The organism is Psychrobacillus sp. MER TA 171 (genome assembly GCF_023713305.1).
GTDB lineage: Bacteria > Bacillota > Bacilli > Bacillales_A > Planococcaceae > Psychrobacillus.
The window spans coordinates 129591-148098 of record NZ_JAMAWN010000008.1; the positions used below are offsets into that span (position 1 = coordinate 129591).

Here is an 18508-nt window from a genome sequence, read left to right on the forward strand (position 1 = left end):
GACATCCCTCCGTTACTTAATCACAAACTTTGTTTGGCTGTAGCCTTCTTTTAGTTTCTCGACTTCAAGTATGGCAGGAATAGCCGACTTAAGCTCACTCACATGAGAAATCACACCAACCATGCGTCCAGATTTTTGAAGATCTACCAATGTGTCTATCGCTTTATTTAAAGACTCTTCGTCTAGTGAACCAAAACCTTCGTCGATGAACATCGTATCAATTCTTACACTTCCACGATAGCTTTGGATGACGTCTGCCATACCAAGCGCAAGACATAGGGAGGCATTAAATTTCTCTCCCCCGGATAATGTTTTAACATCTCGGATTTGCCCAGTGTAAGCATCATATACATCTAGACCTAGTCCACTTTGCTTGCCGTGGGTTTCCTGTCTATCACTTCTCATTAGTTGGTACTGTCCATTCGATAAATGCTTGAGTCTTTCATTTGCTGCATAAATAATCTGTTCTAAGTACTCTATTTGTATATAGCGTTCAAAAGAAATTTTCAAAGGATTTTGCCCTCTAAGTAAATCGTATAAATCGAGAATATGACTTACTCGTTGCTCTAACTTAGCAATACGATCGCTGGATAATGCTATTTTTTCTTGAATTTCTATGCCCGCTTTTACAAACTCCTTAGTACTATTCAAAGTATTTAATGCAGATTCATATGCAGTTTTAAGTTGGCTTAACTCTTCTTCAAGGGCGTTCAAATCGACTTTACTCTTACCTTCTAGCTTCTTATAACCATCCTTCACTTGTTCGGTAAATGTATGTACCGCCTGTTTATATGCTTCACAACGTTCTCTTAACGCCTTCCGCGCAGGTTCATCCATTCTTGCTTCCTCATACTCTTCTTTAGTTTCAAAACCAGCCTTTACTAGCGATTGTAAAAATTGTTGTTTAGCCTTCTCTTGCTTAAGTATTGCTTCCTGTGCGGATTGAATGGCATGCTCTAATCTCATTTGGGCTTTCGTATGGGATTCCTCTGCATCTTTATGTTGCTTTTGAGCCTTCTCCCATGTTTCTTCTAATAGAAGCTTTTGTTTAGTAGCAGCATTAATTTGTTCATGAAGCTCCTCAAGATTAGAAATTGTACTTGGGATAGAGCTTTGTTTGGACTCTAGGACGGCATTTGCCTGCTCATATTCGGCCTTTGCATGGATATAAGCTGCTTCTATATTATTCTTGTTTTCTTCTAATTCCTCTATTTGTCTTACACTCGTTTTGTACGTTTCTTTTAAGGAAATTAAGCTTTCTTTATCAGAACGGAGACCTTCTATTTCATTTTCTAGCTGATTTAGATCCATTTTTACTTGCTCTATATCTAGAATAGATAATTGTAGCTCTTCTAGCTGTTCCAAGATTTTTTCTATGTTCTCAAGAGCATGCTCTCGTTTGGTACGTATAGTTAAGTAGCTAGTTTCCTTACTCGTAAGATCTTTTTTCAGCATCTGCACTTGCTCATCCGTTAATATAGCTTCATGGGTATAAGTGCTTGTTGGCTTATGCTCGGTACTACCACATACAGGACAAGCTTCGCCGTCTACGAGCCTAGAGGCAAGGATACTCGCCTGATTATTAAGCCATCTGCCTTCTTCATATTGAAGAGTTTGCTGGGCTTTCAGGTATATCGTCTCTTCCTTTTCTTCTATGCTCTTCAATTCCTCAAACTTGGACTCCTGCTGTATAAAATCCTGCATTAGTTGATATTGCCCTTTAATCTGAGAGTATTGTTGAACCTTGTTATCTAATGGATTTACTTGCTCCTCTAGTTTCTCTATTTCGTTTTTCATCAAAAGGTGGCTTGCCTTAGCTTGTTGGTATGTAGCTATTTTAAGTTCATGCTGCTCCTTGAGATTACGTTGCCTAACCTCTAACTCTTTTAACTGCCGCTTCCTTTTTTCTAGGTCTTCCATTAAAGGTAATAGAGCATTTAGCTGGATTAAAGCTTCTACACTTTGCTCACGGTCTTGCTTTTTGCTTAACTCTTTGAGATAGACCTCTTCCATCTGAATTAAGGAATTAGATGTTAAGGATAGCTCCTCTTTAGCTCTAAGCAATAAGCTTTCCTTTAAATTTCCTTCAGTAACTGTTTCTTTATAGTGACTCTCGATTGCTTCTATAGTATTTGCCCGTTCTGCTGCCTCTAGTCTACTTTCTTCCTTTTTGCATGTTTCTTCCTGACTAAGAAGACGCTGGAGGTTTTGCTCTTTTAACTCAAGCTCCTCCAACTGGGTATTGGTGGTTTTTGCATTGTAATAGGCTGATTGCTTTGCTACCTGATTTTCATATGCCTCTTCACAGAGGAGCTCGTCTTTTTCTATTTTATCTCGGTAATAATTAGTCTCTGCCTGTAAAGCATCCTTTAACTGGAATATATTATAATTACCTTCCTCCAGGAGGTCAAAAAGAATAGACTCCCGTTTTGGAAAAGAGGCCATAATCTGTTCCGAATAACTATTACGCGTGTTTTCTTCTTTTTTAAGCTCTGCCTCAGCAACTAATTTTTTCTCTTTAAGTCTTTCATTAATCAGCCTGTAGGGTTCTGTTTTAAATATTTTTCGAAGAATTGCTTCCTTGTTTTCAGTAGAAGAGGTTAATAGCTTCCGAAATTCACCTTGTGGCAGCATGACAATTTGGCTGAACTGATCTTGAGTAAGTCCAATGATATCCTCTATTTTCTTGTTAATCTCTGAAACTATTTGTCTTTCAACAACAGGTACTTCCCCTGTCTCCTTTATTTCGAAGAACTCATATTTTTCACCCGTTGAGCTTTTATTTCCTTTTTTAACGTGAGGAAGCTGTCTTAAAATACGATATTTGCGGTTAAATATTTCAAATATCAATTCAACAGAAGTATGCGTTTGATCCAATGCAAAATCACTGCGCAACATTTTTGTATCTTTTCTATCCTCTCCACTCCCAGAGCCATAAAGGGCAAAGCTTATTCCATCAAATATTGTCGTTTTTCCTGCTCCAGTGGCTCCAGATATTACAAATAATCGATGATCCATCAAATCCAGGAAGTTAATCGTTTCCGTATATTTATAGGGACCGAATGCTGTCATTTTTAACTGAATAGGCTTCATGCTCTGCTTCCTCCTTCTCTTTCTTCAAGCATCAATCCGGAAAGTACTTCCTTAAATAGTTCTTTTGTTTCCTCTGCCGGAGATTGTCCCTTGATTTCCTCATAGAAGGATTCAAATAGCATTAAGTCATCCATCTTCTGACGACTTTTTGGTTCTTCTGCTTTTCCTATTCCAAAGGATTGGAATACTTTTCTTTCTACATGCATGGCATTTGGATATACAGTTCGAATTTGCTCCATTGGTGAAAGTACTGGCGTTTCATCTAGTAACTTCACGAAAATGTAATCCTCGCTTGTAGGATGCTGTAAAATGTCATTCAAATAGCCTTCCACTGTGCGCATATCTCTTTTAGGGGTAAGTAATCTTTTTTCTACTTTTGCACACCCTTTTTCATCTATTTCTACTATTAGAAAGCCTTTTTTATGGTTTTCCTCTGAAATGGAATATTTTAAAGGAGATCCCGCGTATTGAATGGTTTCATTTTGCACAAAATGTGCTTGATGAAGATGGCCTAACGCTGTGTACTTGAAGTTCTTAAATAGCGAAGCATCTACATACTCAGCTCCACCAATGGCAAGCGGTCTTTCTGACTCACTAGTATTATCCTCTTCCCGACCTTGAGGAGTAACAAAGGCATGTCCTACAAATACATGTCTTTTTGAAAAATCCATTTGCAATTCAATAGCTTCCACTATTTTTTTCATGGCTAGCTGATGACTGGTGATTGTTTCATCCTCGAGTATGAACCTAACCTGAGAAGGGTCCATATACGGGATTAGATGAAATTCTACTTCTCCATATTCATCACTGATTGTCACAGAATTAAACTCTTTTGTTAGTTGTCCCACTATATGTAAACCAGTTTCTTTCATAATGTTTCTTCCAAAATTTAAACGGCCTGGGCTGTCATGGTTGCCCGCAATACTTAAAACAGGAGTCTGATGCTTTAATACAATCTCTGCAAGTACATTGTCCAACAAATTTACAGCTTCTGCAGGTGGTACAGCACGGTCATATAAATCTCCTGCTATGATTACTACATCTGGCTTTTCTTCCTCAATTGCTTTTATAAATGAAGCCAACACATGTCTCTGATCTTCTGTCATATAGATTCCTTGTACTAATTTACCTAAATGCCAGTCGGCTGTGTGAAATATTTTCATGAGTAATTACCCTCCTACACTGAAGATTTTATGTTAATTTATATCTATTTTATCATTTAAGGAGGACAGGTTATATTAACTTGCCGAGATTTCATATAAAGTTAAATAGTAAATATGTAAAGATTATGATTAAAAGGAGGATTTTATATGTCCACAGAAACTTATCAAATAATAGCCATAGCTATCTATATGGTTGCCATGCTTGCTATCGGATATTATTCGTATAGAAAGACAGTTAACCTGACTGATTATATGCTAGGAGGACGTTCACTCGGCCCAGCTGTTACCGCTTTAAGTGCAGGAGCTGCTGATATGTCTGGGTGGCTCCTAATGGGATTACCAGGAGCAATCTATCTACATGGTATGGGAGAAGCTTGGATAGCGGTTGGTTTAACCATTGGTGCATATTTAAACTGGCTATATGTAGCACCACGCTTACGCGTATACACACAGGTTTCGAATGATTCGATCACTATTCCGAGTTACTTAGAAAGTCGCTTGAAACAATCTTCCCGTTTATTACGCGTTGTATCAGGTCTCATTATTCTTTTATTCTTTACTTTCTATGTATCCTCAGGGATGGTTGCTGGGGGAGTATTTTTTGAAAGCTCGTTCGGTTTAGATTACCACACCGGTCTCCTAGTAGTATCTGCTGTTGTAGTTGCTTACACTCTTTTCGGAGGATTTCTAGCAGTTAGTTACACTGATTTTCTGCAGGGACTCCTAATGTTTTTAGCATTGATTTTTGTGCCGATTATCGGTTTGTTTGCTACTGGAGGGCTAGATTCAACAGTGGAATCTATTAAAGAAGTTAACCCTAATCATTTAAGTCTAATCGCTGGGACTACTACAGCCGGTATTATTTCTTCCTTGGCATGGGGTCTTGGTTACTTCGGACAACCTCATATAATTGTTCGATTTATGGCCATCAGTTCAGTAAAGGAAACCAAAAATGCTCGTCGTATCGGTATCGGCTGGATGATTCTAAGTTTAGTTGGAGCTATTTCGACAGCTTTAGTAGGACTAGCATATTATAAGCAACATCCTGAATTGACTCTTACTGACCCAGAAGCTATTTTCATTGCACTCGGTCAAATTGTTTTTCATCCTTTTATAGCAGGACTAGTACTTGCTGCTGTCTTAGCAGCTATTATGAGTACTATTTCCTCTCAATTAATCGTTACATCATCGGCATTAATAGAGGACTTGTATAAAGCATTTATAAAAACAGATGCTTCCGACAGAACATATGTAAATTATGGACGTATTGCTGTATTGGTAGTATCGATAGTTGCTGCAGTGCTTGCTTGGGAGCAAAACGAGACTATTTTAGGCCTTGTAGCCTTTGCATGGGCAGGCTTCGGTGCATCATTTGGTCCTGTCATTTTACTTTCACTTTATTGGAAAAAGATTACTGCTTCCGGAGCACTTTCAGGTATGGTCGTTGGTGCTGTAACTGTTGTAATCTGGAAGGCTAACGAAACACTTAAAGACGCATTATATGAAATAGTTCCCGGCTTCCTTTTAGCTCTGATTGTTACGGTGGTAGTGAGCTTACTAACCTATAAGCCTAATGCTGAGATTGAAAAAGAATTCGATGACACCGTTCAATTATTAAAAGAAGAGCGTAAAAAATAATAAGAAAAGGGCTAACCTCACACTACAGGTTAGCCCTTTTCTATATATTGTCCTATATGATACTTGTCATAGTGTTGACTTGACGTTTATGCCTACTCCTAATACCAGCATTGCTTTATAGTTAACATAACGAAATATGTATATAGGAGGAATTATAATGAGTAGAGAAAAAACACTTGAATTACGTAAGAATGTAAAACCATTTGAAAATTCCGAGTTGAAGAAAAGCATAGTACAGCTCATCAATACAATTCCACCATTTTTTATCCTCTGGTTTTTAGCCTATTTAAGCCTCGACATTTCTGTATGGTTGACTGTTGGATTATCCATCATTGCTGCAGGATTTGTCGTTCGTATATTTATTATCTTCCACGATTGCACACACGGATCTTTCTTTAAAAATAAAAAAGCTAATAATATAACAGGAACTATTACAGGTATCATTACCTTATTTGCATACGAGAAGTGGAAGCGCGAGCATAACATTCATCATGCAACTAGTGGTAATTTAGACAAACGTGGCGTTGGTGACATTTGGATGATGACAGTCGAAGAGTATATAGAGGCTTCACCGATGAAGCGCCTTTCTTACCGACTATATCGTAATCCAATTGTTATGTTCGGTTTAGGACCTGCTTTGTTATTTCTAGTAAGTAATCGTATTAACCGTAAAGGCGCTAAAGGAAAAGAGCGTTATAATACGTATCTTATTAACATTTCAGTAATTGCTATTTATTCTTTCATGATTTGGCTAATTGGCTGGCAAGCATTTGCCATTATACAAGGAACTATTCTTTTTGTAGCAGGAGCTTTAGGGATTTGGTTGTTCTACGTACAGCATCAGTTTGAAGATTCCTACTTCGAAGATGAGAAAGAATGGGATTATGTAAAAGCTGCGATCGAAGGAAGCTCTTACTACAAATTACCAAGAGTGCTACAATGGGTAACAGGAAACATTGGTTTCCATCACGTTCATCATTTAAGTCCAAGAGTACCTAATTACAACTTAGAAAAAGCACATGAATCTACACCACCCTTACACAAAGCTACAACTATAAATCTTCGTACAAGTTTACAATCTATTCATTTCCGTTTATTTGATGAAGAGAACAAAAGCTTTGTAACCTTTAAAGAGATTAAGCATTTGCTTAAACAATCTAAAGATGCAGTAAATCTTAATGCTAAAAATACAACAATTGAAGGAAAATAGACCTCTCTTAAAACCATTCCTTATCCACTAGGGGGTGGTTTTACTTTATAATAAAAGAAAGTGTATATGTGAAAGGTGTCTGTTAAATGAATAAATGGTATCAGATTTTCCCTAAAGCTCCCTGGCTAAGTATTTACGCTTGGGTCGTATTTTGTATCTTTCCTTTTTTCTTTATTTTTCGTTCAAACGAGCTATCTGAAATCATTATAGGTCTGCTCTTCACAGGAATATTCTTTCTTGCATACCGTCTTTCTTTTAAGTCGACAGGTTGGTTTTTATATGTTTGCTTAGCTATTGAAATAATAATTAGCTTATTGATGACCTATTATTATGGGTATATTTACTTTTCTATCTTTCTTTCCTTTTTTATCGGGAATATTACACAAAGATTGGGCTTCTTCTTAATATATAGCCTAAATATTCTCTCAACCTTAACTGCTGTTATTATCGGCTTTTATATAAAAATAGAATTATTTATTTCTCAATGGCCATTTTTGGTTATATGTATACTTGGGGTAATTTTATTGCCTTTTAGTACTTATAATCGTCATAAGCGAGAAATGCTAGAAGGCCAACTAGAAGATGCTAATCAGCGTATTGCTCAATATATGGTTATTGAAGAACGCGAAAGAATAGCAAGAGACCTACATGACACACTTGGTCAAAAGCTTTCCTTGATTGGTTTGAAAAGCGACTTAGCTGGAAGGCTAATGGATAAGGACCCTGAAGCAGCTAAGCATGAAATTCAAGATATTCATCAAACAGCTCGTTCTGTTTTAAAAGAGGTACGTGAGCTCGTTACAAACATGCGTGGTACTAAATTGGAGGATGAGATTTATAGAGTGCAGCAAATACTAAATGCAGCAGGTATTTCTTGTAAGTTTAGTGGCTCCCTTCATCTTGTTAAAACACCGCCTATTGTTGAAAACATGCTAAGTATGTGTCTGAAGGAATCCGTGACTAATGTGGTAAAACATAGTGGAGCCACGGCCTGCTCTATTTCATTAAAGCAGTCAGCAAGGGAAACTTTATTAAAAGTACACGATAATGGAAAAGGATTAGACCTTAGTAAAGACTGGATTAAAGGTCATGGATTGCAAGGGATTAGGGAGCGACTGGAATTTGTTAATGGTACACTAGATATTTATTCAAAAAATGGTACAACGATTAATATCAGAGTACCAAATGTAATATTACAAACACGGCAGGAGGATTAGACATGATACGAATTGTCATCGCTGAAGATCAACGAATGGTTTTAGGAGCACTGGGATCTCTTCTAAATTTGGAAGAAGACATGGAAGTAGTAGGTAAAGCGAATAACGGAGAGGAAGCTCTTGCTCTTATTAAGCAGCTTCAACCTGATATTTGTATTATGGATATCGAAATGCCCATTAAAAGTGGATTAGATGCAGCAGAGGAATTAAAGGATCACCCATGTAAGGTAATCATCTTAACTACCTTTGCACGCTCAGGCTATTTTGAAAGAGCGCGTAAAGCAGGCGTAAATGGATACCTTTTAAAGGATAGCCCTAGTGAGGAGCTGGCTAACTCAATCCGAATAATTATGGATGGTCGACGGATCTATGCTCCAGAATTAGTGGATATGGCCTTTGAAGAAGAAGAAAATCCGTTAACAGATAGAGAAAGCCAGGTGCTTGAGCTAATCGCTAACGGAAAAAATACGAAAGAAATCGCAAGTGAGTTATATATTACCCCTGGTACTGTCCGAAACTATATTTCTGTAATATTAGAAAAGCTTCAAGTGGGAAATAGAATTGAGGCAATCTCTCGCTTTAAAGAAAAAGGTTGGTTTAAATAATTCTTTTCCTTGTTACCATTTTCCATATTTTACGTCTAATACCTTAACACCATTATTAGCTGGTGATTTGTATTAAGTAAATCCTTTAACAAAGAGGAGTGAAAATATGAAAAAGAGGTATCTGGCTTTGACCATAGTTATTATTTCAGTGGTAACCATTTTAATCATATTTTTACCAAATATGATTAGTCAGGTTAAAGCTCCTAGTAAAGAGATAGCTGAGGAAAATCAACAATCGGATTCAAAGGGATCTGCATATGAATCCCCTAAAAAACAAGTCGATTACATGATTAGCTTTGATAAAGATATTTATAAATTAGTGGAGGGTGATCAGTCGGATACCCTCACTACTAAAGTACCTTTAGAAGAAAAATATCCAGAGGTTTCATTAAAAATAGAACAGATAAATGATCAATCCCCTGAGGAGCTCCTTCCTATTCTAGAAATGCAAATGGGTGTTGACTATACTAGCCCTAAAGAAACGGAAAAGGTTATTGATCCAGTGGATGGATACTGGCTACATGCAATTAGTCACGATTCAGCGGGGCTAACCAACTGGGATAGTCCTGTTGGTGATATCTATATCATAGATAATGGCGTTGGAGGAAGCTTTGTTATTACACAAAAGTACTTTCTAGAGGCCGCAGAAGGACATGGTTCGAATTTCCGATCTATTTTAGAGACCTTTCAAATAGTTGAAAAGTAATTATTTATAGCGAGTAGGAGGGACAATAATCGTTCAAACACTCGCTTTTTTTAATCGTTGATTGCACAAAAAAAGGCACTATCTGTTTCAAATGAACAGACAATACCTTATTTAAAAAAACAATCACCTTCAAACAGCGTGATTATATACTTTTTAATGTAACCACGATTAACTCTGGAGTGTTAAAGACTCTAATGGGAACCAAGCTGTTTCCTAACCCCCGACTCACAATCATAGTCGTTTCCTTTTCTTTATATGTTCCTGCAGTGTATTTTGGAAACCACCCTTGTCCTGGTGCCACTAACCCACCTAAACCAGGAATTCTAAATTGACCTCCGTGCGCATGACCAGAAAATACTAAATCCATTTCAGAATTAACATAATCATGAAATACCTCTGGTCTATGAGATAGCACAAGGGTATAATCCTCGCTGCTTTCAAAGTTTTCTAGCTGCTCTCGAACAAGCAAACCACTTAAAGGATCCTCAATGCCGATAATACGCATTTTCTCCCCATTATATTCAACCGTTACTTCCTCATTGGATAAAACATGGACACCAATCTCCATTAAAGAAGTTTTAATGTGATTAACATCATTTGTAGCAATTTCATGATTTCCAGTAACATAGTAAACCGGTGCTATACTAATAATTTGATTGACTAGATCCAAGCTATTTTGTAAGTCATATCGATTGCTGTCGATTATATCTCCTGTGATAAAAATAATATCCGGGTTTACATCCTTAATCTTATGTACGAGTTTTGCTTGCTTATCACCAAATGTGGCATCATGTAAATCGGATATCTGCAAAATCTTCCATTCATTAAAACTAGCTGGAATCTTCTCTGATTCTATTATTACTTCGTTAATACTTACTCGAGTGTTCCCTATGTAAAGTAGCACAGCTAATATAACTACTAATAAAACAATCCATTTTTTCATCTAAAATCTCCTAGTCTATTTGCAAAAAACGATACCCCTGAGAAATTTAATAAATCCCCATAAATGTATGGGGATTGTTAAATTTTGTCGGTTATTATAATTTCCCAGGAAATAAGTGCTAATAATTTACACCTTGAAATGCAGCGAGGAAGAATACTATTATAACAATATATATTATTATAACTAACCCTATAGAAATAGCCATCCAAATAAGTGATGCTCGAGCAAAATTACGTCTTGGGTCTGGATTACCAAATCCCCAAATGAATAACATAACCAGATTAACAATGGGAATAGCCATAATCAGCATCGTGATGATCCATTCCATTACAGTCATCTCAGTTGAAGTTTTTATTGCCGAGCCATCTTTATAATGTAACTGCCCCTCTTCATACGTATTCACTTACAATCCTCCATCCCTATTATAGTTTACATGATAAAATCACGTCCACTTCCATTTTACGTCATAAAAGGGAAAATAGTCATCTGATAAATGATTATTTTTAAATTTTCATCATACTCATTGGAGTTACAATTCCTATTAGTTGGTTACTCAGTTTTCCATCCTTAGTAATTAGCAGTGCTTCTAATCTCTTTCCTCGTCCAATTGCTGATTTAAAAACTTCTAGCGCCTCATACACGGACATCTCTGCTTCAACAAAGCGGTGATTCTCTCTATTGCTTTCATGCTTCAAAATTTCACCCAGGGTTGCTTTTTTCCTTGAGAAACTCTTGGACTCTACCTCACTTGCCATCCACATAGTAATTCCTACTGGTGTGATAAGACCTTTAAATTTATCCCCATTATACACAGGAAATTGATTGTATTTCTTATCCTTAATAACCTGGAGTGCATAGCTTAAAGAATCTGTTTCCTGAAAGGTAGTTACTTCTCCGGAGAACATATTTCCTACTGTGACAGGCTTGCTTAAAGCCTCTTCGATTTCTTCCATCTTTGCTACTACCTCTTCATGGGGTTCTGCTATCGCATATTCCATAGTTGTACGATGGTGCACGATTGCGTTTCTTAAGTCACCATATTCTCGAAGGTCTGCTTCATATCGTCTTAGTACAGCGTTTTTTTTCTTAGCGAAATCGATTAACCTAAAAAAGGATAAGTGTTCCTGAGTATCAGCTATATTCCTCATGATTTTATCTAATCTATTGTAAGAAGTGATAAAACGATCTGAGTTGCGTAATGTCATATATAAGTCTCCTGTTATTATATTTTAGCTTTCCAGACGTTGTTTTTGGTAGAAAAAACTGCCCCCATCAATAAGAAGCTGATTGCTAATATCGTAATTAAGATACTCCATATATATGAGCTACTTTCAACATCACCGTTCAAAACATAACCAGCATACATTGGCAACTTCCATGGGGAGTTAGTCCAGTATGTGCCTAGCAGTCCGTCTATAACCTGAACAATTATTACCAAAACAAAAGACACCGTAGAAGCCATTCCAGTTGATAAGGCAGCACTAGTAAATAAAACAATACTAATCACGAATAAAAGCCACAGAACATAAATACTAGTAAATTCTATAAAACTTAAGAAATCTATCGATCCAAAAAGTATGGATGTATAATATAAGCTAGCTACTATTCCTAAAATAAAACTACCTAAAACAATTATACTCAAGATCGCCAATTTACTTCCTACATAACCTGTAAATGAAAGTGGTCGAACGTATAATAAAGTTGCCGTACCATTCTTCCGTTCCCTTGAAATAATACCTGAAAAAGCTAGAATAACTACTAACATGCCGATTAACTGATATTGACTAATGGTGGACATTAATATTTGTTCAGAGGTCATGGAAGGAAATTCAATGACTGTTCCTTCAGGTAAATTTCCAACAGAGCTTAGGATTTGAGGCATGTAGTAGTTCATGACAGGCTCTGTAATCCCAAATAGAATAAACACAAGAGGAATCCAGAGAATCTTAAAATTACGGATGTTTTCTCTCCATTCCTTTTGAAACAATACAAGAAATGTATTCATTGTTTGTTCACCACCTGCATAAATATTTCTTCGAGATTAGCCGATGCCTTCTCTATCTTTTGAACAGTCCAATCTCCTACAGACGCGTATGCTAAAATCTCTTGCATTCGCGGTTCTTTTTCTCTTATAGGAATACAGACAGAGGACCCTTTTTGTTTTACATTCCAAGGGGAGCTACTTGCAAAAACTTTCGCCTCTTCTTCTAAGGAAAAGATAATTTTAATCATAGGGTTTGCGTATTTTTCACGTACATCCGATAATGAACCTTGCTCTACCAGCTCACCATTTCTCAAAAATAATAGCTGATCCGTCATTTCTTCCGCATCATTTAAAATATGAGTCGAATAAAGAATAGTAGTTCTTTCTTGAAGTTCCTTTAAAAGATTTAAAATCTCTCTTCTGCCTACTGGATCCAATGCAGAAACTGGTTCATCTAATAAAAGAAGGGATGGATTATGTACAATTGCCTGTGCTAATCCTAATCGTTGTTTCATCCCTCCAGAAAACGTACCTGTTTTTTTCTTTTTTACATTACCGAGCCCCACAAAATCTAAGATTTTCTCTGACTCCTTCACGGCAACTCTAGCATCTACCCCACTTAACTTTGCAGTCATCTCTGTAAATTCAATTGCAGAAAGCCATGAGAAAAACTTAGGATATTGCGGTAAAAACCCTATCATTCTACGTGCGTCCTCCTTATTCTCCTTCAGAATAATTTCGCCAAACGTTGGATTTACTAATCCCGTGAGCATAGAAAGTGTAGTAGTTTTACCTGCACCATTAGGACCGATTAAGGCTGTTGAAGTATTTTTCATTAATGAAAAGGAAACATCTTTTACTACTTTTTCTCTCCCATATTGCTTGGTTAATGATTGAACAGTTAGTAATGTATTCATTCGTTCCGTCTCCCCACTATGAAATAGATAATTGAACCTATTATTCCTGATATGAAAATAATTATTACCCAAAGCCACTTAGGACCATTTGTGTCGTATACCTTTATCAGATCTACAAAGGCAACAATCATTAAAATAAATTGTAAAATAACAATGGGTAATATTAATTCCCAAGGTATTGTTGAAAGATTCAATATGATTCCTCCTTTTTTAATTTCCAATTATAGCTTTTATAAAAGAAAGCTTTCACAAACTATGTTATAATAGCAAATTGGGGGGTGAATTGAATGGAAATTGTAATAAGAAAAGCTATTAAAGCAGATGCCGAATCATCAGTTCCTCTAATTATGGAAGCAATCGGTGACATTTCGATGCAAATGACTGGAGAAACTGAAGAATCAGCGATCACCCAGGAGTTCATTCACTTATTTACTCAAACCAGCAATCGTCATTCCTATTTAAATACCTACGTTGCAGAAATGGAAGGTCAAATTGCTGGAGTACTAGTTTTTTATACTGCTGAACAAGCAGTTACTTTGGATGCTAATTTAGAGCAGTATCTCTCAGCCAAAAAGGGTGAACAGGTGACGATAGATAAAGAAACGCTACCTGGCGAATGGTATATAGATACTGTAGTTGTCGATCCAGCCTATCGTGGACATGGTATTGGAACGAGGCTATTAAATTTTGCTGAAAAAGTAGTCAAAAATAACGGTGGCGGGAAACTCTCCTTGAATGTAGAAACTGAGAAAGAGGCTGCAATCCGCTTATATAATCGTCTAGGATTTGAAAATGTTTGTCCTTGGACAATTATTGGCGAGCCTTTCTATCACATGGTGAAAACGGTAGGCCCCTGATTGAAGGAGAAGCAAGGTTATGAAATTATGGATCTACCCCTTAATGGTTGTCTTCGCAGCCAGCTGTTACGGGACTTTATCAACTATGGTAAAATTAGCAATCGGACAAGGCTATACAGCTTCAGAAGCTGTTTCTAGTCAGTACATTGTTGGTTTCCTATTAGCATTAGTCATCTACATGGTGACACAAAGAAAAATACCACGTCTTTATGGCGGGTTTAAAATTATACTGTTAGCAGGGATTTTTACAGCAACTACGGGTATTGTCTATGGACAAGCCCTTATATATTTACCAGCCTCCCTAGCAGTAGTCATGCTCTTCCAGTTTACGTGGATCGGTACTTTGATTGATTGTATAATAAGAAAAAGATTACCTTCTCGAGCAGAAGTTATCTCCCTTGTTATTTTATTCGCCGGTACACTGCTAGCTGCAGGGGTATTAGATGTCGATTTGAGTGGAATTGACTGGAGAGGCTGGGTATATGGTTTCGCAGCAGCGATTTCCTTCTCACTTAATATGAACATTAATACTAAACAAGTAGAAGGAATGAATACTACTACTCGTTTACTTTGGGTTTCCTTTATCGCTGCTTTAATGATCTCTGTCTTCCAAAGCCCAGAAATCATGTGGAACGGTAAACTATTTACGGAATCTCTACTTTACTTGGGACTAGGCTTAGGATTACTAGGTATCATTATCCCTATTTATTTCTTCGTAATCGCTGTACCAAAAGTTGGCGGCGCAGTTTCATCTATTCTAAGTGCAATGGAATTACCTGTAGCTGTAATGGTATCTGTACTTGTGTTAAGCGAGGCACTTACTTGGTTACAAGTTATAGGTATCGTCATTATTCTGATAGGTATGTGTATCCCAACGATTGCAGATATTCGAAGAAAGCAAAAGCAACAAAAGCCTATTGTGTAGGTCGAAACGCTGAACTCACCGTTCAGCGTTTTTTTTATTTGTTCGGTTTCTGGTGTTTTACTTTATAAATTCAATTATTCCATCCATTAAACCTTCTGCTAACGGTAGACTTGGATCTGTATATGTCGCCATATTCCCTGCCTCATCAGATGGGGATTCTTTTAGCACATGGTTCATTTTTTCAATTATTAGAAGCTCAGAATCTTTTGCTTGATGTAGAAGCTCAGCATCACTACTAGGGACTTGCAAATCTGCTGTACCGTTTATAAGTAATATTCTTGCATCCAACTTTTTAATCTGTTCAATAGGATTGTATTGAAGCCAGGAAATCATATAAGGTTGTACAGATGGACGAAATATACTGTGTAATTCATTCGACACTTCCTCTACCTGTTCACCTTGCTTAAGCTTCTTAATTACTTTTTCAGATTCACTCATAAGCTCACTTGGCAACTGATTTCTTAACTGTTCTAATAGAATTTCATCTATTTGCCTACCTGCCCCTGCTAATGAGACGAATACATTCGCTCCTGCCTCTTGAGCAGCAATCATCCCTACAAGAGAACCCTCACTGTGTCCGATGAACCCTATATCGCTAAAACGATCGTCTTCTTTCGCAAAATCTGCCCAAGCAACAGCATCCTCAATATAGTGGTTAAATCTTAAGTCCTCTTCTTTAGTAGCAAGGCCCATGTTTAAGCCAACGCCTCTTTTGTCGTAGCGGATGCTGGCAATTCCTTCTGCAGCTAATTCTTCTGCGATCATTTTTAAGCTATTATTTTTCCCTACCATTACTAAGGAGTTACCATTACGATCAGTGGGTCCCGAGCCAGCAAGAATGATCATAAGTGGGAACGGTCCTTCCCCCTCAGGAATCTCAATTTGACCAATCATTTTCCCTCCATTTACTTCTAATTCTTCTAAATGCTCAGCCTTAGCTACATCAGTTACCTTAGTAAGTTCAAATGGAAACGACTGACCTTGTTGTGTAAACGTACCTGCCATTTTTTCATCCTGCAGCTTCCCAGCAAAGGTGATTTTTTGTCCCGGAAGTGGCATGTTAAAGGTAATATCCTTACCGTTTAAGGAAATGTTCGTTAATGGGTGACCATTTAATCCTTGAATCGGGATACTAATCAAGCCTTCTTCATTTGTGAATTTAATACTAATTGGGAGTGGTTGATTAGGAACGTTAATGGATCCTTCCCACACTCCCTCTACTATCTCTAAAGAAACATTTGCACTAGTCTCTTCCTTATCTTTAGACACCTCTTCCCCTCCTTGCTTATCACTATCACTACATCCAGAAAGTAAAATATGAAATAGTAATAAGCTTAATATAAGTGCTTTTTTATAATTCATTTAGATCCACCTTTCTGTTCTATTTATAGTATAACAGTACTTATAGAAAGAAGTAAATAATTTTCAGTTTATTTTAAAGGTTTTTGCTTTATTAAATTCTTTTTTTAAAACATACTAGAGGGAAAGTAGAATTTAGATTTTCATATAAAGAATTATGTTTATGGAATTTATAATGAAGTAACAATTAGGTTAGTTTAAAGAGGAAAAAATGTTCGAGTATAGAATACATTTATATCAGCATTCTTACATTTCTAAATTAGAAAGGTGTTGCAATAAATGACGGAGGTTTTTTTAAAGGTTCAAGACGTACTTGAAAATTACAAAAAAGCAGTTCACGAAAAAGATGTTGAAAAATTCTTATCTATGTATGCGCCTAACGTGCATATTTATGACTCCTGGGAGAACTGGGAGAGCAAGGGGATTTCCTCATGGAAGGAAAGCGTGGTAGAGTGGTTTAACGGATTGAGCGAGGACCGCATTCTACTCAAAGTTGATTTTAGTGATCTAGTCGTTGATGAAAATTCACATCTCGCATTTGTATATTGTGCGGTAACTTTTGCTGCGCACCTAGAAGAATCTGATGAGAAAATTCGTCAAATGACAAATCGAATCACATATTGTTTAAAAAAGGTGAACGAATCTTGGTTTATAGCTCACGAACATTCATCGTTACCAATAAATATAGAGACTGGTAAGGGAATTTTTAATTTGAAGTGAAAAAAATATTGGGATTACTAACATTTTTCAGTTCATTTTTTATGTATATTATTAAATTACCTTTACCTTAAACAAAGACTTCCTTAAATATAATAAAACAGTCGCCAACAATTACTCGGTGACGACTTCCTTTAGTTGCGCAGCGACGTCCTACTCTTGCAGGGGCGATCCTCCAACTACCATCGGCACTGCGAAACCAGATGGGCCACCTCACCAATTGCCCAGGAACGGATTGCTAAATCAGATAGACGGCGCAAGAATTCTTCATGAATAGAGAGTTTGTTTATCATTAGGTGAGTGAATCTCTCCTATTGGTGGTTGACCGACCGATTATTGGGTATAACCGGCCGATTATTATGCTGAACCGACCGGTTATTGGATATAATCGACCGATTCTCGCTTATTATGACAAAATGTCTTGTCCCAAGGTCACTTGCTTATGAAGAATAGTAGTCTTGGTCTTATTTCTTTATAAGGACATACAAAAAAGCCGCCACCGATTACTCGGTGACGACTTCCTTTGGTGCCCAGCGACGTCCTACTCTTGCAGGGGTGACCCTCCAACTACCATCGGCGGCTCCGAAACCAGATGGGCGGCAGATTTCTTTGTCAGCCGCAGTCGTTCGGTTCTCGCGTATGCCATACGCTCCGAGCCTCTCTTCCTTGCTTCCTCGAACTCTTTGCCCCTCCGGCTTCTCGCTCACTTCCTTAGGGAGAAAGTGCCTTCGGCTTTTTCTGTAAAAGACAAAACAAAAAACAAAAAAGCCGCCACCGATTACTCGGTGACGACTTCCTTTAGTGCCCAGCGACGTCCTACTCTTGCAGGGGGAGACCCCCAACTACCATCGGCGCTGAAGAGCTTAACTTCCGTGTTCGGTATGGGAACGGGTGTGACCTCTTCGCCATCATCACTAGACCTTTTCGGCTTTCAATACATGATTGAAACCCTCAGAGTTGTTCACTCAAAACTGGATAAAAGACATCATTAATCGAAACAAACAATTTGGTTAAGTCCTCGATCGATTAGTATTCGTCAGCTGCACATGTCGCCACGCTTCCACCCCGAACCTATCTACCTCATCGTCTTTGAGGGATCTTACTTACTTGCGTAATGGGAAATCTCATCTTGAGGGGGGCTTCGTGCTTAGATGCTTTCAGCACTTATCCCGTC

At 37.4% G+C, this 18508-nt stretch carries 17 protein-coding genes and 2 rRNA genes; 8 read left to right on the forward strand and 11 right to left on the reverse strand.

Going from position 1 to position 18508, the window contains the following annotated elements; translation table 11 throughout:
* Positions 1 to 12 precede the first annotated feature (12 nt).
* A complete protein-coding gene (locus tag M3627_RS09870; protein ID WP_251555426.1) occupies positions 13 to 3093 on the reverse strand; it encodes an SbcC/MukB-like Walker B domain-containing protein in 3081 nt (1026 codons plus the stop codon).
* Positions 3090 to 4256 carry an exonuclease SbcCD subunit D gene (locus M3627_RS09875; protein ID WP_251555428.1) on the reverse strand — a complete coding sequence of 389 codons (1167 nt, stop codon included), beginning with the start codon at positions 4254 to 4256 and terminating at the stop codon, positions 3090 to 3092. Before M3627_RS09875 ends, M3627_RS09870 begins: the two co-directional genes overlap by 4 nt.
* Before the next feature lie 147 nt (positions 4257 to 4403).
* On the opposite strand from M3627_RS09875, the gene putP reads away from it, so the two are divergent.
* From putP to M3627_RS09900, 5 genes are all read left to right on the forward strand, one after another.
* Positions 4404 to 5894 (forward strand): sodium/proline symporter PutP, encoded by a 1491-nt coding sequence (gene putP, locus M3627_RS09880; RefSeq protein ID WP_169359319.1) that lies wholly within the window; start codon positions 4404 to 4406, stop codon positions 5892 to 5894.
* Between the two features lie 157 nt (positions 5895 to 6051).
* Complete coding sequence (desA, locus tag M3627_RS09885) at positions 6052 to 7104, forward strand: Delta(5) desaturase DesA (protein WP_169359320.1); 1053 nt, start codon at positions 6052 to 6054, stop codon at positions 7102 to 7104.
* An 86-nt stretch (positions 7105 to 7190) separates the two neighbouring features.
* The gene (locus M3627_RS09890; RefSeq protein WP_169359321.1) at positions 7191 to 8321 is read left to right on the forward strand and encodes a sensor histidine kinase; all 1131 of its coding nucleotides are present in this window, start codon (positions 7191 to 7193) and stop codon (positions 8319 to 8321) included.
* 2 nt (positions 8322 to 8323) lie between these two features.
* Entirely contained in the window at positions 8324 to 8926 is a 603-nt protein-coding gene (locus tag M3627_RS09895) for a response regulator transcription factor (RefSeq protein WP_169359322.1), read from the forward strand.
* Positions 8927 to 9032: 106 nt separating this feature from the next.
* Complete coding sequence (locus tag M3627_RS09900; protein ID WP_251555436.1) at positions 9033 to 9632, forward strand: hypothetical protein; 600 nt, start codon at positions 9033 to 9035, stop codon at positions 9630 to 9632.
* A gap of 142 nt (positions 9633 to 9774) precedes the next feature.
* On the opposite strand, the gene M3627_RS09905 is transcribed toward M3627_RS09900, so the two are convergent.
* The 6 genes from M3627_RS09905 to M3627_RS09930 form a co-directional block, all read right to left on the reverse strand.
* Positions 9775 to 10575 (reverse strand): metallophosphoesterase, encoded by an 801-nt coding sequence (locus M3627_RS09905; protein ID WP_251555445.1) that lies wholly within the window; start codon positions 10573 to 10575, stop codon positions 9775 to 9777.
* A 118-nt stretch (positions 10576 to 10693) separates the two neighbouring features.
* Positions 10694 to 10978 carry a hypothetical protein gene (locus tag M3627_RS09910; RefSeq protein WP_251555460.1) on the reverse strand — a complete coding sequence of 95 codons (285 nt, stop codon included), beginning with the start codon at positions 10976 to 10978 and terminating at the stop codon, positions 10694 to 10696.
* Between the two features lie 100 nt (positions 10979 to 11078).
* Positions 11079 to 11780, reverse strand: a complete 702-nt coding sequence (locus tag M3627_RS09915) for a CBS domain-containing protein (RefSeq protein ID WP_251555461.1) — start codon at positions 11778 to 11780, stop codon at positions 11079 to 11081.
* Positions 11781 to 11797: 17 nt separating this feature from the next.
* Positions 11798 to 12580, reverse strand: coding sequence for an ABC transporter permease (locus M3627_RS09920; protein WP_169359326.1), 783 nt, complete (start codon positions 12578 to 12580; stop codon positions 11798 to 11800).
* On the reverse strand, positions 12577 to 13476 hold the full coding sequence (locus M3627_RS09925) for an ABC transporter ATP-binding protein (protein ID WP_251555469.1): 900 nt from the start codon (positions 13474 to 13476) through the stop codon (positions 12577 to 12579). Before M3627_RS09925 ends, M3627_RS09920 begins: the two co-directional genes overlap by 4 nt.
* Entirely contained in the window at positions 13473 to 13670 is a 198-nt protein-coding gene (locus tag M3627_RS09930) for a PLDc N-terminal domain-containing protein (RefSeq protein WP_240949686.1), read from the reverse strand. Before M3627_RS09930 ends, M3627_RS09925 begins: the two co-directional genes overlap by 4 nt.
* Positions 13671 to 13763: 93 nt before the next feature.
* Between M3627_RS09930 and M3627_RS09935 the strand changes: the two genes are divergently transcribed.
* Together M3627_RS09935 and M3627_RS09940 are read left to right on the forward strand one after the other, a co-directional pair.
* Positions 13764 to 14333 (forward strand): GNAT family N-acetyltransferase, encoded by a 570-nt coding sequence (locus M3627_RS09935; protein WP_169359328.1) that lies wholly within the window; start codon positions 13764 to 13766, stop codon positions 14331 to 14333.
* 19 nt (positions 14334 to 14352) lie between these two features.
* Positions 14353 to 15258 carry an EamA family transporter gene (locus M3627_RS09940; RefSeq protein ID WP_169359329.1) on the forward strand — a complete coding sequence of 302 codons (906 nt, stop codon included), beginning with the start codon at positions 14353 to 14355 and terminating at the stop codon, positions 15256 to 15258.
* Between the two features lie 57 nt (positions 15259 to 15315).
* On the opposite strand, the gene M3627_RS09945 is transcribed toward M3627_RS09940, so the two are convergent.
* Entirely contained in the window at positions 15316 to 16620 is a 1305-nt protein-coding gene (locus tag M3627_RS09945; protein WP_251555481.1) for an alpha/beta hydrolase family protein, read from the reverse strand.
* Between the two features lie 276 nt (positions 16621 to 16896).
* Between M3627_RS09945 and M3627_RS09950 the strand changes: the two genes are divergently transcribed.
* Positions 16897 to 17337, forward strand: coding sequence for a YybH family protein (locus M3627_RS09950; protein WP_169359330.1), 441 nt, complete (start codon positions 16897 to 16899; stop codon positions 17335 to 17337).
* A gap of 800 nt (positions 17338 to 18137) precedes the next feature.
* Here M3627_RS09950 and rrf read toward each other — a convergent pair.
* Both rrf and M3627_RS09960 read right to left on the reverse strand, forming a co-directional pair.
* A 5S ribosomal RNA gene (gene rrf, locus M3627_RS09955) occupies positions 18138 to 18253 on the reverse strand.
* An 87-nt stretch (positions 18254 to 18340) separates the two neighbouring features.
* A 23S ribosomal RNA gene (locus M3627_RS09960) occupies positions 18341 to 18508 on the reverse strand; the annotation flags it as partial.

What these genes read in the sequence shown, in the direction of transcription:
- M3627_RS09870 (WP_251555426.1), bottom strand. Translation starts at nt 3,093, where the DNA reads ATGAAGCCTATTCAGTTAAAAATGACAGCATTCGGTCCCTATAAATAT.
- M3627_RS09875 (WP_251555428.1), bottom strand. Translation starts at nt 4,256, where the DNA reads ATGAAAATATTTCACACAGCCGACTGGCATTTAGGTAAATTAGTACAA.
- putP (WP_169359319.1), top strand. Translation starts at nt 4,404, where the DNA reads ATGTCCACAGAAACTTATCAAATAATAGCCATAGCTATCTATATGGTT.
- desA (WP_169359320.1), top strand. Translation starts at nt 6,052, where the DNA reads ATGAGTAGAGAAAAAACACTTGAATTACGTAAGAATGTAAAACCATTT.
- M3627_RS09890 (WP_169359321.1), top strand. Translation starts at nt 7,191, where the DNA reads ATGAATAAATGGTATCAGATTTTCCCTAAAGCTCCCTGGCTAAGTATT.
- M3627_RS09895 (WP_169359322.1), top strand. Translation starts at nt 8,324, where the DNA reads ATGATACGAATTGTCATCGCTGAAGATCAACGAATGGTTTTAGGAGCA.
- M3627_RS09900 (WP_251555436.1), top strand. Translation starts at nt 9,033, where the DNA reads ATGAAAAAGAGGTATCTGGCTTTGACCATAGTTATTATTTCAGTGGTA.
- M3627_RS09905 (WP_251555445.1), bottom strand. Translation starts at nt 10,575, where the DNA reads ATGAAAAAATGGATTGTTTTATTAGTAGTTATATTAGCTGTGCTACTT.
- M3627_RS09915 (WP_251555461.1), bottom strand. Translation starts at nt 11,780, where the DNA reads ATGACATTACGCAACTCAGATCGTTTTATCACTTCTTACAATAGATTA.
- M3627_RS09920 (WP_169359326.1), bottom strand. Translation starts at nt 12,580, where the DNA reads ATGAATACATTTCTTGTATTGTTTCAAAAGGAATGGAGAGAAAACATC.
- M3627_RS09925 (WP_251555469.1), bottom strand. Translation starts at nt 13,476, where the DNA reads ATGAATACATTACTAACTGTTCAATCATTAACCAAGCAATATGGGAGA.
- M3627_RS09935 (WP_169359328.1), top strand. Translation starts at nt 13,764, where the DNA reads ATGGAAATTGTAATAAGAAAAGCTATTAAAGCAGATGCCGAATCATCA.
- M3627_RS09940 (WP_169359329.1), top strand. Translation starts at nt 14,353, where the DNA reads ATGAAATTATGGATCTACCCCTTAATGGTTGTCTTCGCAGCCAGCTGT.
- M3627_RS09945 (WP_251555481.1), bottom strand. Translation starts at nt 16,620, where the DNA reads ATGAATTATAAAAAAGCACTTATATTAAGCTTATTACTATTTCATATT.
- M3627_RS09950 (WP_169359330.1), top strand. Translation starts at nt 16,897, where the DNA reads ATGACGGAGGTTTTTTTAAAGGTTCAAGACGTACTTGAAAATTACAAA.